General features: G+C 66.5%; 16 protein-coding genes. 11 read left to right on the plus strand and 5 right to left on the minus strand.

Annotation, left to right across the window (positions count from 1 at the left end; genetic code table 11):
- Nucleotides 1–327 precede the first annotated feature (327 nt).
- The gene (locus ACTWPB_RS09960; RefSeq protein ID WP_446225389.1) at nt 328–1,179 is read left to right on the plus strand and encodes an FAD binding domain-containing protein; all 852 of its coding nucleotides are present in this window, start codon (nt 328–330) and stop codon (nt 1,177–1,179) included.
- Nucleotides 1,180–1,181: 2 nt separating this feature from the next.
- Here ACTWPB_RS09960 and ACTWPB_RS09965 read toward each other — a convergent pair whose 3' ends face one another.
- A complete protein-coding gene (locus ACTWPB_RS09965) occupies nt 1,182–1,334 on the minus strand; it encodes a hypothetical protein (RefSeq protein WP_446225390.1) in 153 nt (50 codons plus the stop codon).
- Here ACTWPB_RS09965 and ACTWPB_RS09970 point away from each other — a divergent pair.
- The 6 genes from ACTWPB_RS09970 to ACTWPB_RS09995 all read left to right on the plus strand — a co-directional run bounded on the left by ACTWPB_RS09970 (nt 1,333) and on the right by ACTWPB_RS09995 (nt 8,883).
- Nucleotides 1,333–4,602, plus strand: coding sequence for a molybdopterin-dependent oxidoreductase (locus ACTWPB_RS09970; protein WP_446225391.1), 3,270 nt, complete (start codon nt 1,333–1,335; stop codon nt 4,600–4,602). The genes ACTWPB_RS09965 and ACTWPB_RS09970 overlap by 2 nt on opposite strands.
- Nucleotides 4,599–5,822 (plus strand): DUF6986 family protein, encoded by a 1,224-nt coding sequence (locus tag ACTWPB_RS09975; protein ID WP_446225392.1) that lies wholly within the window; start codon nt 4,599–4,601, stop codon nt 5,820–5,822. Before ACTWPB_RS09970 ends, ACTWPB_RS09975 begins: the two co-directional genes overlap by 4 nt.
- Nucleotides 5,823–5,966: 144 nt before the next feature.
- Nucleotides 5,967–6,944, plus strand: coding sequence for an allantoicase (alc, locus tag ACTWPB_RS09980; RefSeq protein WP_446225393.1), 978 nt, complete (start codon nt 5,967–5,969; stop codon nt 6,942–6,944).
- A gap of 70 nt (nt 6,945–7,014) precedes the next feature.
- Nucleotides 7,015–7,932 carry an allantoinase PuuE gene (gene puuE, locus ACTWPB_RS09985; protein WP_446225394.1) on the plus strand — a complete coding sequence of 306 codons (918 nt, stop codon included), beginning with the start codon at nt 7,015–7,017 and terminating at the stop codon, nt 7,930–7,932.
- A gap of 150 nt (nt 7,933–8,082) precedes the next feature.
- Nucleotides 8,083–8,613, plus strand: coding sequence for a hypothetical protein (locus ACTWPB_RS09990; RefSeq protein WP_446225395.1), 531 nt, complete (start codon nt 8,083–8,085; stop codon nt 8,611–8,613).
- Between the two features lie 33 nt (nt 8,614–8,646).
- On the plus strand, nt 8,647–8,883 hold the full coding sequence (locus ACTWPB_RS09995; RefSeq protein ID WP_446225396.1) for a hypothetical protein: 237 nt from the start codon (nt 8,647–8,649) through the stop codon (nt 8,881–8,883).
- 55 nt (nt 8,884–8,938) lie between these two features.
- Here the strand turns inward: ACTWPB_RS09995 and ACTWPB_RS10000 are convergent, their stop codons facing one another.
- Entirely contained in the window at nt 8,939–9,226 is a 288-nt protein-coding gene (locus ACTWPB_RS10000; protein ID WP_446225397.1) for a hypothetical protein, read from the minus strand.
- Between the two features lie 201 nt (nt 9,227–9,427).
- Here ACTWPB_RS10000 and ACTWPB_RS10005 point away from each other — a divergent pair, with 201 nt between their 5' ends.
- From ACTWPB_RS10005 to ACTWPB_RS10020, 4 genes are all read left to right on the plus strand, one after another.
- Nucleotides 9,428–9,682 carry a FitA-like ribbon-helix-helix domain-containing protein gene (locus ACTWPB_RS10005; protein ID WP_446225398.1) on the plus strand — a complete coding sequence of 85 codons (255 nt, stop codon included), beginning with the start codon at nt 9,428–9,430 and terminating at the stop codon, nt 9,680–9,682.
- Entirely contained in the window at nt 9,679–10,095 is a 417-nt protein-coding gene (locus ACTWPB_RS10010) for a PIN domain-containing protein (RefSeq protein ID WP_446225399.1), read from the plus strand. The genes ACTWPB_RS10005 and ACTWPB_RS10010 overlap by 4 nt, the downstream gene beginning before the upstream one ends.
- A gap of 820 nt (nt 10,096–10,915) precedes the next feature.
- Entirely contained in the window at nt 10,916–11,530 is a 615-nt protein-coding gene (locus ACTWPB_RS10015; RefSeq protein ID WP_446225400.1) for a Uma2 family endonuclease, read from the plus strand.
- 77 nt (nt 11,531–11,607) lie between these two features.
- Nucleotides 11,608–11,967: a hypothetical protein gene (locus ACTWPB_RS10020; RefSeq protein ID WP_446225401.1), complete on the plus strand. Its 360-nt coding sequence runs from the start codon at nt 11,608–11,610 to the stop codon at nt 11,965–11,967.
- 358 nt (nt 11,968–12,325) lie between these two features.
- Here ACTWPB_RS10020 and ACTWPB_RS10025 read toward each other — a convergent pair whose 3' ends face one another.
- Genes ACTWPB_RS10025 through ACTWPB_RS10035 form a run of 3 tightly spaced genes read right to left on the minus strand, consistent with a single transcriptional unit; the run spans nt 12,326 to nt 14,234 of the window.
- On the minus strand, nt 12,326–12,664 hold the full coding sequence (locus ACTWPB_RS10025) for a helix-turn-helix domain-containing protein (protein ID WP_446225402.1): 339 nt from the start codon (nt 12,662–12,664) through the stop codon (nt 12,326–12,328).
- Entirely contained in the window at nt 12,664–13,047 is a 384-nt protein-coding gene (locus ACTWPB_RS10030; RefSeq protein ID WP_446225403.1) for a type II toxin-antitoxin system RelE/ParE family toxin, read from the minus strand. Before ACTWPB_RS10030 ends, ACTWPB_RS10025 begins: the two co-directional genes overlap by 1 nt.
- Nucleotides 13,048–13,091: 44 nt before the next feature.
- Nucleotides 13,092–14,234, minus strand: a complete 1,143-nt coding sequence (locus ACTWPB_RS10035) for an alpha/beta hydrolase (protein ID WP_446225404.1) — start codon at nt 14,232–14,234, stop codon at nt 13,092–13,094.
- Nucleotides 14,235–14,717: the final 483 nt, after the last annotated feature.

Consider the following 14,717-nt stretch of genomic DNA (forward strand, 5'->3'; position numbering starts at 1 on the left):
TGGCCGGTAGCGACCGGCGCCGATTCCCGGCGTGGTCGAGGTGCGTCGGCGTTGAACGCGGGCCTGGAGCCCCGGAAGGCACTGGCGCGTGAGCGTGCTCGGCCGGGGTGGGCGCTGATGTCGACCGCGCGCCGGTCGGCGTGTGCGCGCGAGCGAGACGCCGCGGGCGGTGCTCGTCGGCTGCGGCGGTGTGCTGAACTGCGGTTATTCCCGGATCGGCGCACACTGGATGACGTACACCGGGTTAACCACGGCGCAATCTGGCGCGGGTTTCGTGCAACATCGTGGCAACTCCCGGCCCCTACTGTGGCTGGTGAGGTAAGCGAGGTGAACGTGGATCTGGATACTGTTTCCGAGGTTGTTCTCGCCCGCGAACGCGCCGATCTGGCGCAGGTCGGAGCGGGTAGCGCGGTGCTGGCGGGCGGCACCTTCCTGTTCTCCGAACCGCACGATCACCTCGACCGGCTCGTCGACATCACCACCCTCGGCTGGGCACCGCTGACGGCGACCGCGCAGGGTCTGGAGATCGCCGCGACCTGCACGCTGGCGGAGTTCGCCGGTGCCCGTCCCGGCCGCGAACTCGGTACTCCGGTGTTGCGGCCCGAGTGGCCAGGCACCGCGCTGTTCGCCAAGTCCTGCCGGGCACTGCTGGCCTCGCACAAGATCTGGCGCACCGCGACGGTCGGCGGGAATGTGTGTCTGTCACTGCCCGCCGGTGCGGTTCTCGGCGCGCTCGTCGCCTTGGACGCGACGGCGGTGATCTGGCCACGTGGCGGTGGCGAGCGGCGAATCGCCCTGCGCGACTTCGTTACTGGGCCGGGCGAGAACCTGCTCGCGCCGGATGCTGTGGTGCGCTCTTTCCTGATGCCCACCTCGAGCCTGTTGGCGCGCACCAGCTTTCGCAAGATCGCCTTGGCTCCGCTCGGGCGATCCGGGTCGGTCGTGATGGGTAGACGTGAGTCCGACGACCGATGCGCGATCACCATCACTGCGGCGACCGTGCGCCCGATTGTCCTCGACTTCGATGCCGTCCCTTCGCAATCCGATCTCACCGCCGCGCTGGCCGACCTGGACGACGACGTGTGGTTCGACGATCCACACGGTGCGCCGGACTGGCGCGAACATGTGACCGGGCTGCTGGCCGCCGAGGTTGCCGCCGACCTCTGGGAGGCGGCGTGAGATCAGATGATCGCGTAGGAGGCCGTGAGCGGCGCGTCGATCGCCAGGATCACCCACTCGTCGCCGATCCGGTCCAGCAGCTGACGCGCACACCCGACTGGCCGAAGGTGGTCTGCGCGGCCGAATCGTGCTGACGGAACAAGGAGGTGGTTCATGAGGCTCGATATCGACGGCCGCGCGGTCGAGGTGACCGCCCGGCCCGGCCAATGCCTGCGCACGCTGCTGCGCGAACACGGCGAGCTGGCGGTCAAAAAGGGCTGCGACTCCGGCGATTGTGGCGCCTGCTCGGTGCTGCTCGACGGCGAACCCGTCCATTCCTGCCTGATCCCCGCCCACCGCGCCGCCGACCGCGCGGTGACGACCGCCGCGGGTCTGGGCGATGCGGACGGCCCGAACCCGGTGCAGCGCGGCTTCGTCGAGAACGCCGCGTTCCAATGCGGTTTCTGCACCGCCGGAATGGTGGTGACAGCGTCGGGTCTGGCCGCAGCCCGGCCCGACACAGCTGTGGACAACTTTCCTGCTCAGGCAGTTACCGACGCCGAACGCGCCGAGCTGCTGAAGGGAAACCTGTGCCGCTGCACGGGTTATCGCGCCATCGCCGACGCCTTGGCCGCACCCTGTGCATCACTGTGCACAAATGCCGAGGCCGAATCGGCGCAGGACAATTCGACGGTATCCGGCCCGCTGTGCACAGGGAAACCTCGTCGTGAGCCGACCGCTTCGACGCAGACGCGTGTCGCGGAGGCGGCGTCCGGGTTCGGCGAGGCGACCGCTGACCGATTCGACGATTGTTCGTCGGCCACGCGAAACGTTGCCGATGAAGCCGCGCAGCAGGCGAGCGCGGAATCGACTGACGCCGGAACGCCACCCGACGCGTCCCCGGTCACCGCGGCGCGGAGCGATGATGGTCGGTCCGCACATTCGACTGTTGGAGACGTGCGGCCGGGAATCGAGGTGGCGGGATCGGACGAGCCGCTCATTGCGGAGGGATCTGCTGTCGAGTCCTATGTGACACAAGGACACTCGGGTCGGTTGGCTGGTGAGGTCACCACGGCGTCGGCCGAGGAGGGGCCGGAGGTCGGGGCAGCTGCTGTGCTGGGGGCGCAGGCGCGGGTCGGTGGGGTGATGCGGCGGAAGTACCGGGCCGGGCAGATCGGGGATGGGGTGCGGGCGCCCGCGGGGGCGCGGATTGTGCGGGGTGGGGAGGCGTTCACGATGGATGTGGTGCCGGGCGCGGGGGACCAGATGCCGCCCGTGGCGCCGTGGCATCTGGCGGTGCTGGCCAGTCCGCACCCGCACGCGCGGATTGTCTCCATCGATGTGGCCGCGGCGCGGGCTGTTGCGGGTGTGCACGCGGTGTTGACACATGTGGATGGACCGCGGACCGCGTTCTCCACGGCTCGCCACGAACTGCGCGAGGACGATCCGGACGACACCTTCGTGCTCGATCGAACGGTCCGGTTCGCGGGGCAGCGGGTGGCCGCGGTGGTGGGGGAGACCCTGCACGCCGCCCGTGCCGGCGTGCGAGCGCTGCAGGTGGAGTACGAGCTGCTGCCTGCGGTATTCGAACCCGAGGCAGCCCTGGCCGATGGCGCACCGCTGCTGCACGCCGATAAGCCGGCCTCGGCACGGATCGCCGACGCCCAGCGCAATCTGATCGCCGAGATCCACGGCGGTGTAGGCGATTTCGATGCCGGTATCGCGCGGGCCGCGAAAGTCGTCAGCGGCGTGTGGAATTCACCTCGCGTGCAGCACGTGCACCTGGAGACCCACGGTGGCGTCGGCTGGCTCGATGACGCGGGCAGGCTCGTCGTCCGGTCGAGCACACAGGTGCCGTTCCTGGTGCGCGACGAACTCTGCCACGTGTTCGGACTGGGCCGAGATCGTGTGCGGGTGTTCGCGACTCGCGTCGGCGGCGGGTTCGGGGCGAAGCAGGAGATGCTGGCCGAGGACCTGATCGCGCTGGCCGTGCTGCGCACCGGCCATCCCGTGCAATACGAGTTCACCCGCACGGACGAATTCACCTCGGCCACTTGCCGTCACCCGATGCGCGTCGCGGTCACCGCGGCAGCCGACGCGGCGGGCATGCTCACCGCACTCTCGGTGGACGTGCTCACCGACTCGGGCGCCTACGGCAATCACAGCGCGGGCGTGATGTTCCATTCTGTCGGCGAATCGGTGGCCGTCTACCGCTGCCCGAACAAGCGGGTCGACGCACAAGCGGTGTACACCAACAACGTTCCCTCCGGTGCGTTCCGTGGCTACGGGCTCGGCCAGGTGATCTTCGGCGTGGAATCGGCGATCGACGAACTGGCCCGCGAACTCGGCATCGACCCCTTCGAATTCCGCCGCCGCAATGTGGTGAACCCGGGCGATCAGTTCACCGGCGCCGAAATCGACGAATCCGACCTGACTTTCGGTAGCTACGGCCTCGACCAATGCCTCGACACCGCCCAGCAGGCGCTGCGTCGCGGCAACGGTGTCGCCGCACCGGGCCCGCAATGGCAGGTGGGTGAGGGGATGGCCGTGGCGATGATCGCGACCGTACCCCCGCGCGGACACCATGCCGATGCCACGGCGAGCCTGCTCCCTGACGGTCGCTACGAAATCTGCGTCGGCACAGCGGAATTCGGCAACGGCACCACCACCGTCCACGCCCAGCTCGCGGCCACGGCACTGGCCACCGCCGCCGAGCGGATCGTGATCCGCCAATCCGACACCGACGTCGTCGGCCACGACACCGGCGCGTTCGGCTCCACCGGCACCGTGGTCGCCGGCAAAGCCCTGTACGCGGCGGCGCTCGAACTGCACGCGATGGTGCTGGCCAGGGCGGCGAAGGTGAGCGGTCACCCCGAACGTGACTGCCTGCTCGAAGCGGGCGGGGTCCGCTGCGGCGACGAGCTGATCACCGCCGCCCAGCTGCTCGCCGACGGCGAGCTGATCGCCCACGGCACCCACGCGGGCACCCCGCGCTCGGTGAGTTTCAATGTCCACGCGTTCCGGGTGGGGGTCCAGCCGTCGACCGGTGCGGTACGGATCCTGCAGTCGATCCAGGTCGCCGACGCGGGCACCGTGCTCAATCCGGTGCAGCTGCGCGGGCAGGTGGAAGGCGGGGTCGCGCAAGCACTCGGCACCGCGCTCTACGAGGACATGCGGTCGGACAACGGGGTGGTGACCACCAGGACGCTGCGCCACTATCACATTCCACAGTTCGCCGATCTGCCCCGCACAGAGGTCTATTTCGCCGAAACCAGTGACGAACTGGGCCCGCTGGGTGCCAAATCGATGAGTGAGTCCCCCTACAACCCGGTGGCCCCGGCCATGGCGAACGCGATCCGCGACGCCATCGGAGCCCGCCCGTACCGATTACCGATGACCGCCGACCGTGTGTGGCGCGTCATCCAGGAAGGAACCGCCGGGTGAATACTCGCCTGCCCGAACATATTCGAGCCCGCCTCGACGCCGTTCTCGACTCCGTCGACGCCGAACTGCGCGGGCGCTACCCCGGAGCCGGTGACCGGGTCCAGCCGGTGCACACCGCCTACGTTCCCGCCGACCGCGCCACCGCGGAGACCCCCGCCGAGTGGGGCGCTGCCGCCTTGGAGTTGCTGCATCGCCACGCCGACTTCCTCGTCGGCCTCGACGTCACCGGTTCGCTGCCTGCCGTCCGCCGCCAACTCGCGGACCGGCCGGTGCAGGACATGCGCATCGACTTCGAAGACGGTTACGGGTTCCGTGCCGACGAGGAAGAGGACGCGGCCGCGAAGGCGGCGGGCGAGGCGCTGGCGGCATGGGCCGAAAAGCCCGGCGCCCCGGTCTCATTCGGTGTTCGCACGAAAGGGCTCGCCGCGAACGAACGTCGGCGCGCGCTGCGGACCCTCGAACTCGTCCTCGACGGGGCGGGTGGTGCGCTGCCCGGCTTCGTGTTCACGGTGCCGAAGATCCGTGCCGCGGAACAGGTATCGGCGATCGTCGACCTGTGCACCGGACTCGAGCGTGGCCACGGCCTGCCCGAGCGGTCGCTGCGGTTCGAACTACAGATCGAGAGCCCGCAGGCGATCATCGCCCCCGACGGCACCGCGCCGATCACCAAGATGATCCAGCTGGCCGACGGGCGTTGTAGCGCACTGCATTTCGGCACGTACGACTACACCGCGGCCTGCGGTATCGCGGCCACCGATCAGGCCCTCGACCACCCCGCCGCCGACTACGCCAAGTCGGTGATGCAGGTCGCCGCCGCGCAGACGGGGGTGTGGATCTGTGACGGCTCGACCCAGATCGTCCCCGACGTCGATCCCGAAGGCGCGATGGCCAACCATCACCGCCTGGTCGACCGGGCCCTACGCCGCGGCTACTACCAGGGCTGGGACATGCACCCCGCCCACCTGATCACCCGCTGGCTCGCCACCTACGACTTCTTTCGCGGCGCGTCCGAGGTGGCGGTGCCGCGCCTGATCGCCTATCTGGACCGGCGCGGTGGCGGCGTGATGGACGAGCCGGCCACCGCCGAGGCCTTGGCGAGCACCGTGTTGCGTGGCCTGCGTGCCGGTGCGTTCACCGATGCGGAACTTCTCGCCACGGCACCGGGTCTGACCAGCGATGTTCTGCTCGACCTCGTCGCGCGGCGAGTGCGCGCGACGTGAGGTACCCCTTTCGAATAGCGGTATACCGGCAATATCGAAGGCGGTGACACCCGGTCGATGAGAGCGCGGTTGTCGCGCATCCGGCGCACCATTTCTCAGACCAGCACGGCTTCGGTCGTGGGCACCCGACCCCAGGAGGCACCCGTGAGCCGATTCACCGGCAGCGACGATTTCACCCTGCTACCGGATCTGGCCGTCCGCACCCTCGGCGGTTCGGTGATCTGGGCGAACGACGAATTCTTCGCGGAGAAGGAGAACCTCGTCAGCCCGGGTCCGCCGGAATACCAGCCGGCGACGTTCGGGCACAAGGGCCAGGTCTACGACGGCTGGGAGACCCGCAGGCACCGTGGCAAACCCGGTGACGATTCAGCCATCGTGCGTCTCGGTGTGCCCGGCGTGATCCGTGGCGTCCTGGTCGACACCGCCTGGTTCACAGGTAACTATCCACCCGAGGTGTCGCTGTCGGCGCTGGAAATCGAGGGGTACCCGCCCGCCGGGGAGATCGCCGCCCGCACCGACTGGGTCACCCTGCTCGACCGCGTGAAGGTCGGTGGTGACAGCCGCAATCCGTTCGCCGTCGACGACGAGAACCGGTGGACCCATGTGAAACTCACCATGCATCCCGATGGCGGCGTGGCCCGCCTGCGCGTGCACGGCGAAGGTCGCCCCGATACCGCGCTGCTCGGCCTCGGCCCGCTCGACCTCGCCGCACTGGAAAACGGCGCCATCGTGCTCGACTGCTCCAACCGCTTCTACAGCTCGCCGAACCAGCTGCTCTACCCCGGACCGGCCAGGGAAATGGGCGACGGCTGGGAGACCGCGCGTCGCCGCGACGACGGAAACGACTGGGCGCGAATCAAACTCGCCGGGCCAGGGGCGATCCGGCTGGCCGAGATCGACACCTCCTGCTTCCTCGGCAACAGCCCCGGTGCGGCCTCGCTCACCGGATTCACCAGCGACGGAACAGAAGTCGAGCTCCTGCCGCGCACCGACCTGCTGCCCGACACGCGCCACCGATTCGCGCTGCAGCCCGCGGCCGCCTCGGTCGTGGAGGTGCGCCTCGATATCTATCCCGACGGCGGCCTCGCCCGGCTGCGCCTCTATGGGGACCTCTCCGCGTGAGCGGTCAGCGCCCGGAGGCGGCAGCCTGCATCACCACGGAGGGCACCCGAGCACGCGTAGAGGAGACAGCGTGAGCGATATTCGCGATTTCGTCGGTTACGGGCCGAATCCGCCCGATCCGCAGTGGCCCGACCACGCGCATATCGCCGTGCAGTTCGTGCTGAATTATGAAGAGGGCGGGGAGAACAACGTCCTCGACGGTTCGCCGCATTCGGAGACCTTTCTCTCCGAGATGACGCCCGCCGATCCTTTTCCGAACCGGCACATGAGCATGGAATCGCTCTACGAATACGGTTCGCGCGCCGGGTTGTGGCGGGTACTGCGCGCCTTCGAACGGCGCGGCCTCCCGCTCACCGTCTTCGCGGTGGCGCGAGCCATGCAGCGCAATCCCGAAGCGGTGGCGGCCTTTTCCGAGCTCGGCCACGAAATCGCCTGCCACGGACTGCAATGGAAGTCCTATCAGCTGATCGATCGCGATATCGAACGCGCCGATATGGCCGAAGCGATCCGCATCCTCACCGACCTCACCGGTGCGGCCCCCCTCGGCTGGTACACCGGCCGCGACTCCCCGAACACCCGCGAATTGGTCGTCGAACAGGGTGGTTTCGTCTACGACTCCGACTCCTACGCCGACGACTTCCCCTACTGGACCGAGGTGCGCGCCAGGCACCACCTGGTGGTTCCGTACACCCTCGACACCAATGACATGCGCTTCTCCTCTCCGGCGGGCTTCGCCAACGGCGACGAGTTCTACGCCCACCTGCGCGACGCCTTCGATGTGCTCTACCGGGAAGGCGCGGAAGGCGCCCCGAAAATGCTGTCGGTAGGCCTGCACTGCCGCATAGCGGGCCGCCCCGCCCGCACCGCGGCCCTGGAACGCTTCCTCGACCACGTCCAATCCCACGACCGGGTGTGGATAAGCCGCCGCATCGACATCGCCGAACACTGGCGCAAGGTGCACCCGGCGGGCGTTCTAGCTGGAACGTGACGTGGACGGCTTGTCGCAGTCGCTGTCAGCGGCTACACCGGCACCACCGGCGGACGCCTCATCGTTGTCGATGCGATCGACGAACCCGCTGCGGCGTTCTACGCACGGTTCGGCCTCACTCCGGTTCGCAACACCGAAACCCGACTGGTCATGAAGATGGCGACCGCGATGGCGGCCTTCGGCGTGCAGTTCGATGACATAACCAGCACAAACCTGGACGCCGTCTACGCTCGCTCGAGCACACCCGCCGTCGTTACGCTGCAGGTCTTGCTGAAAACCGCGCCCCGCAACAAGCACCTCGCCCGCGACATGGAGCCCCTGCTCCCCTATCTACGCAAGATAAGCATCGATGACTTGACCGCAGTGCTCACGTACATTATGAGTGTCAGCAAAACACCGACAGACGAGCTGCGTCCGCTCATCGACCAGCTCGGGCCGCAGGCAAAGGAGGCACTCGTGACGACTGCTGAACAGCTTCGGGCCGAGGGTGAAGCCATTGGGGAGGCGCGCGGACGGGTCGCGATGTTGCGGGAGTTGCTTGCGGATCAGCTCACGTTGAAGTTCGGTGTGGTGCCTCGCGAGGTCATCGCGATTGTGGATGGTGCTGGCCTCGAGCAGCTTCGTGAGTGGTCGGCGAACATTTTGACCGCGGCCAGGCTCGATGACATGAACATTCGATAAGTTGAGCAGCCGCCCGAGGCAAAGGAGGCACTCGTGACGACCGCTGAACAGCTTCGGGCCGAGGGTGAAGCCATTGGGGAGGCGCGTGGTGAGGCGCGCGGACGGGTCGCGATGTTGCGGGAGTTGCTTGCGGATCAGCTCGCGTTGAAGTTCGGTGCGGTGCCTCGCGAGGTCATCGCGATTGTGGGCAGCGCTGACCTCGAGCAGCTACGGGGGTGGTCGGCGAACATTCTGACCGCGGACACGCTCGACGACATGAACATTCGCTAGGTCGCAACACCGAAAACCGCCTGGTTATGGCGGCTTTCGGTGTGCACCGATGCGCCTAGGCCAGCCCGCAGCGGTCGATGTTCGTCAGGGTGACCTGGCGGTCGGATTCCTTGGCCTGGGGGACGCGGTTGTAGGCGCCCATGGAGTCCATGTAGTTGACGAACGCGTCGGCGATCTCCTCCGGCGTCGCGTCGGGCTTGCTGGCGCGGACGTTGTCGACCAGGGCGCGCGTGGTGTCGCACTGTTCTTCCTGGGTGAAGATCGGCGGCGGGTCGGCGTGCGCGAAGGCAGGCGCGAGCAGCAGCGCGAAAGCGGCGACGGCGGCGGATCGAATAATTCTCACGCCCGTGACTGTAGTTGAATCACCCTGGTGCGCAACGGGTCCAGCAGGCGGGCTAGGGGCAAGATCAGAGTTCGATGACGTCGAAGTCTGGCATCGAGGTGTAGTCGCAGTCCTGCGTCACGCTGGATGCAATGGGCTACGAATGCTATCATTCTGGAATATGTGCCAGCGTTGATGGCATATGAGAAGGGGTGATGGCAGATGAAGAACGTAACGATCCGAAATCTGAGTGACGAAGTACACCGCGCGATCCGTCAGCGCGCCGCCGCCCATGAACGCAGCGTCGAGGCCGAGATGCGCGCCATCCTCACCGATGCCGTGCAGCCGACCGAGCGGATCAAGCTCGGGACCCGACTGGCCGAGATCTGGGCCGCGGACCCATTGAGCGACGACGAACTCGCCTTGCTGAACAACCGCGACCACAGCCCGGCCGAACCATGGGAATTCGGCGAGTGATCATTCTGGACACCAACGTCATCAGCGAACCAATGGGCGGCGCTCCGGACCCGCGCGTGCTCGCCTGGCTCGATGCTCAGAATTTCGACACCCTCTACCTGGCCGCGGTCACCGTCGGCGAACTCCGATACGGCATCGCGGCCATGCCCGCCGGTCGCCGCCGCGATGGGCTCAGTGCGCGGTTGGCGGATCACACCCTGCCGCTGTTCGCTGGCCGCGTGCTGCCCTACGACCTCGAGGCCACCGCGGAATACGCGCGCCTGATGTCGCGAGCCCGTGCCGCAGGAGTCGCGATCGGTACCGCCGACGGCATGATTGCGGCCACGGCCGCCGCCGCAGGCTTCACCGTCGCCACCCGCGACACCACCCCGTTCGAGGCCGCTGGTGTTCCTGTCATCGACCCGTGGCAGTAAGTCGCGCACGCCAACTCCGACGGCGAAAGTGTCATACGCCATCGAACAGGTTGTGGGCGAAGGGGATACAGCTCACAGAAGTGGTCAGTGCCCGTGGACTTCCTGGGAGGTCCAGCCTGGGTCGAATCCGATGAAATTATCCCTGGACAGCTCAGGCCGGCGAGCTGCGGGACGTCGGCTGCTGCCGAGTGCTAACGAGTGTGGCGGTGAGCCCAGCGACAAGGAGTAGCAGCCCCGGCTGAAACGCGATGTCAGTGGTGCCAGGATATTTCACCTTTGCGAGAAACATCGTGAATCCGACTGACAGTGCCAACAGACTGCCTAGTGTTTCGGCGACTGCGAGACTGGACAGCCACACGCTTGGCATCGCGCGAAGGTGCGTGACGATACCCGCGACGACCAGCAGAACTGCGCCGAGGACCAGCAAGGGCAGGCCAGGAGCGCCGACCTCGCGTAGGTCCCATAGCGAATAAGAGGGCGAATCACCATGAGGGCCCGTCTTGAGGAGCGGCCATAGCCCGATGAGAGTTGCGAACGAGCCGCACAGCAGCACGGTGGGCGTAGCGACAACCCTGTTGTTGCCGAAGACCGGCACCCACCCCTGAGACACGCTGAAATTTAGCTCAGGCACGACCTGCGTGGGCTCCGGAGTCGGCGGAGGTTGAGGCGAAACCACGACAATGGCACGGCCGCCCCCCATTGCTGGGCAAACCCCGATCGAGACAGGCAAAACATAGCCGACATCGACGGGGCCCCGGCAGTGGCGACCAGCGGTCTGGCGAATTCGATACCGAGGATCGAATTCGCGTACGGTGGGTCCATGTCGGCCCCGCGTAAACAGCTAGAACGGCTGGTCAGCGTCGAGGAGTTCCTGACGGGTCCGCCGGAGGAATTCGGTGAAATCCACGACGGCGTTCTCATCGAGTGCATGGCGCGGTCGCCAGAGCATGACCTGGTCGTGCGCCGCCTGGCCGCCGCGCTCGAGTATGCCGTCGATCCGGATGGTCCGTGCCGTGAGGTGCACAGCGACACGCCGATTCGCCTGGCAGATAGCGAGTCGGCCGATGACGCCCGCCGCTTGCGGGTCCGCTACCCGGACGTAATGCTGCGCGACTGCGGTGCCGGACGCTACGACGTCCGTACGGTTGCCACGCAGATCCTGCTGGTCGCGGAGATCACCTCGGAGGGGACGGTCGACGCTGACATCGGCATCAAGCGTGAACTGTATGCCCGCGCCGGGATTCCGGTGTACCTCATCGTGCATTTCGACAAGGACTGGCAGCAGATCACCGAGGTGGAGGAGTGCCGTCTCGACTGGTCGGGTCGTCGCTATGTCACCCGCCATACGCACACCGACGCTCTTGTCCTGACCAGCCCGGTGAACCTCGCGGTGACTTTCACCGACTTGCAGTCCAGACTGCCTCGCAGGCGCTGATGCCAAAGGGCCACATGGCAATGGCGTTTGTCATGAACGAGACCGCGGGATAGCCACGTCCGGGTATCTTCGGGCACGTGCCGACTAACCCCACTGCCAAGGGCATAGCGCAGTCGCCCGACCGTCGCAAGCGTGCAGGACAAAGGGTGCCGGGCGAGCAACAACGCCCGGCCGCCACCGCTGAGACTGTCGCGGATACGAATCATGCTGTGCAGGTTGGTTGTTGGGTGCGGACGAAGACGGGGACACGCGCGCACTACGTTCGCGAAATCAAGCCTGACGGAACCTATCGGACGCTCTGCGGCAAGGTTCGGGGAGTGAAGGACCGGGTCTACGAACTGAAAGCTGTTGTCGCGATCGATGATCCGATCGACATGGAGTGTCAGTACTGTTTCGGCCGCTGTGGCAAGGAAGGAATCCGGCTGCTGCGGTCATGATGACCTGCGGGCTGTGCTGAACCGTATCGAGCACCCAAGGGTGCCGGTGTCGTAACCATCCCTGCTCGATCGGGCTTCCGGCAAAGGAATTGTGCGGCTTGTTATAGCTGGTTACAAGCGGTTGCGTGCCGATTTCATGCCTCCTGCTAGTGTCGAATCACATGGCCGATCGTCCACTCCCGCATCAGGGAGGACGGTCGGTTCTCTCGTGCGTAGACGGCGTCCGCCTGGAGGTTGGACCTCAGTTCTCGCAGGCTCTAGCCCGCCTGAACGGGAATCCAGTTGATCTGGTCGTAGGTCGCCTGGTTGCCTTCGGCCCGGAGTGGGTGATCGTCATGGTCAGCGATGGTGTTGTCGATCAAGACAGGCGGTATTCGCGGTCGCCGAAGTCGGCGACGATGCTCAATTTTCCGCCCAGGGCGCGGACATAGGCACGAAGCGTCGACAGCGTCACGACGTCGAGGTCACCGCGTTCGAGTGCGCTGACTCGCGGCTGACTTACTCCCATTGCCGCAGCCAGTTCGGTCTGCGACCGATCCTGGTCGGTGCGGACCTGAGCGAGATGCCACGCTCGAACATGGTCTTCGGTGATCTGATTCGCTCGTGCCAGATCCTCATCATTCAAATCGAGTTCGGTAAGCAACTGCTCGACACCGTCGTATGACGGCCACTTCATGTCATCGCCCGAGTTTGTCATCACACTTCTCCTTCCTCTCCTCGTTGTGCCGCCAAATACTCGGCGTAACGTGATTCGGCGAGCGGGATCGCCGACCGGTACCACTCTTTCCAGCGGCCGGATTTGTCGCCACCGACCAGCAGAACCATCTGCCGCTCGGGGTCGAAGATGAACAGCACCCTGACTTCTGTGGTTCCGCTGCTCGCTGGCCGCAGCTCCTTCAGATTGTGTAGTGCGCTGTGTCCGACTCGGTCGACCAGTGGCCGACCCTCGTCGGGCCCTCGCCCGGTGAGTACTTGGTGCAGCGCGGCGCCGATCAGCGCCGCAGTCACCCTGTCGACCTTGCGAACCTCATGCAACCACTCCCTCACCGCAGGATGGACGACTAGCCGCCAGCTGGACATACTTCAATTATAATGAATGCGTTATAAGAAGCAATCTTTTCGGCTCAGGCGAACAAACCCCTGACGAAGGGGACCGAGTCGACCAGCGACGCGTTGACGGTGCCGTCGTGGTCGGTGGGGTAGGTGCGGAAGGTGATCGGCTGGCGGTTGGCTTGCAGGACTGCGGCGTAGCGGAGGGTTTCGGGGGTGACCACATCGGTGTCCTGGAGGCCCTGGCCGAGGAAAAGCGGGCGGTCGTAGCTGGATTCGGGCAGGCCCATGTAGTGGGCGAGCAGGCTGTGGGCGTCGGGGATCGAGGACAGGGGGCGGGCGAACATGCTGCCGATCGAGGGTTTCGCGGCGGCCAGTTCGTCGCCGAGGGGGCCGATGCAGGCGGTTTGGGCGCGGGCGAGCCAGGTGCGGCCGGAGTCGGTGAGCAGGCCGTCGATGTTCAGGTCGGGGTAGGTGGTGCGCAGGCCGCTGAGGATGTACAGGACGTAGGCGGTGAGGTGCGAGCTCAGGGCGATGGGAGGCACGCCGGGGCCGATGAGCCCGATGACGTCCTCGATGTAGGCGGGGACACCGGTGCCGACCGCGCCACGGTAATCCAGGTCGGTGCCGCCGAACTCGGTGGCGTAGCGGGCGGTGAACACCGCGGCGCCGCCGCCCTGGGACTGGCCGACCACGGCCCACTTGTTCGACAGGGACGGGTACTGCGCGGTCGCGGCCTGCACCGCGTCGACCACGTTGTGCGCTTCGGCGATGCCGTTGAGGTAGGGGTGTTCGCCGGGTCCGCCCAGGCCCGCGTAGTCGGCGGCGACGATCGCGTAGCCCTGGTTCAGCCAGGTGCCGAGGTAGGCCCAGTCACGCTCCACAGCCGCGGGCCCGGCCACGCTGTAGGCGCAGTCGTCGCCGAGGCCGACAGTCCCGTGCGCCCACGCGATCACCGGCCAGCCGCCCTGCGGGGCCTCGCCCGCGGGGAAGTACACGGCCGCGCTGGTCGTGGTCGGCTGGTTACCCGCGGTGGTAGATCGGTAGAGCAGGCGCTCGGCACGGGCGGAACCGGGCAGGGTCGCCGCGGCGGACAGTGACTCGACGCCGACGACGGTGCCTGCCGCCTCGCTCGGGTGCGCGCTCGCCACCGGCACCAGGCTCAGTGCCGCCGCCAGCACGGTCAGCGATGTTGCCACGACCCTCGACATCCTCATGGACCCACTCTTTCGTCTTGCGTGGACGAACGTCCAGGGTTCCGAGCATCTTGTCGTCTCGGTGGATGAGTGTCTCGCGCGCCGTGCGGTGCACCCACTCCTGGGGGCGATGGGACCGATACCCGCGTCGTGATCAAATCGAGTGACGACACGCACACCATTCGTGTCCGGCGTGGTGTGTGAAACAACTCACACGCTGGAAGGCTCGGGTGTGCCGAAGCGTACCCACCTGATGATCGCTAACAGTACGAGCGTTATGCTAAAACTCCTGGTCAGCGCTACCCGTCGGTAGGCTGGATGCGTGCAATTAGCCCGCTAATTTCGCAAAGTTAGCAAACGCGTCGGCAAAACTAGCTGAGATTCACACAACCAACAGGTAGACGGCCATTTCTGGGTGTGCCATTGTTTGGAAGTACACCCCTTGGGCCCTAGTAAGTCCTAGCAAGCCTGCAAATTGCTCCAGCAGTACGAGATGTGCAACCG

The sequence above is a fragment of the Nocardia sp. IBHARD005 genome (assembly GCF_052814245.1).

What these genes read in the sequence shown, in the direction of transcription:
- ACTWPB_RS10035 (WP_446225404.1), bottom strand. Translation starts at nt 14,234, where the DNA reads ATGAGGATGTCGAGGGTCGTGGCAACATCGCTGACCGTGCTGGCGGCG.
- ACTWPB_RS09965 (WP_446225390.1), bottom strand. Translation starts at nt 1,334, where the DNA reads ATGAACCACCTCCTTGTTCCGTCAGCACGATTCGGCCGCGCAGACCAC.
- ACTWPB_RS10030 (WP_446225403.1), bottom strand. Translation starts at nt 13,047, where the DNA reads ATGTCCAGCTGGCGGCTAGTCGTCCATCCTGCGGTGAGGGAGTGGTTG.
- ACTWPB_RS09970 (WP_446225391.1), top strand. Translation starts at nt 1,333, where the DNA reads ATGAGGCTCGATATCGACGGCCGCGCGGTCGAGGTGACCGCCCGGCCC.
- ACTWPB_RS10005 (WP_446225398.1), top strand. Translation starts at nt 9,428, where the DNA reads ATGAAGAACGTAACGATCCGAAATCTGAGTGACGAAGTACACCGCGCG.
- ACTWPB_RS10025 (WP_446225402.1), bottom strand. Translation starts at nt 12,664, where the DNA reads ATGACAAACTCGGGCGATGACATGAAGTGGCCGTCATACGACGGTGTC.
- ACTWPB_RS10015 (WP_446225400.1), top strand. Translation starts at nt 10,916, where the DNA reads ATGTCGGCCCCGCGTAAACAGCTAGAACGGCTGGTCAGCGTCGAGGAG.
- ACTWPB_RS09990 (WP_446225395.1), top strand. Translation starts at nt 8,083, where the DNA reads ATGAAGATGGCGACCGCGATGGCGGCCTTCGGCGTGCAGTTCGATGAC.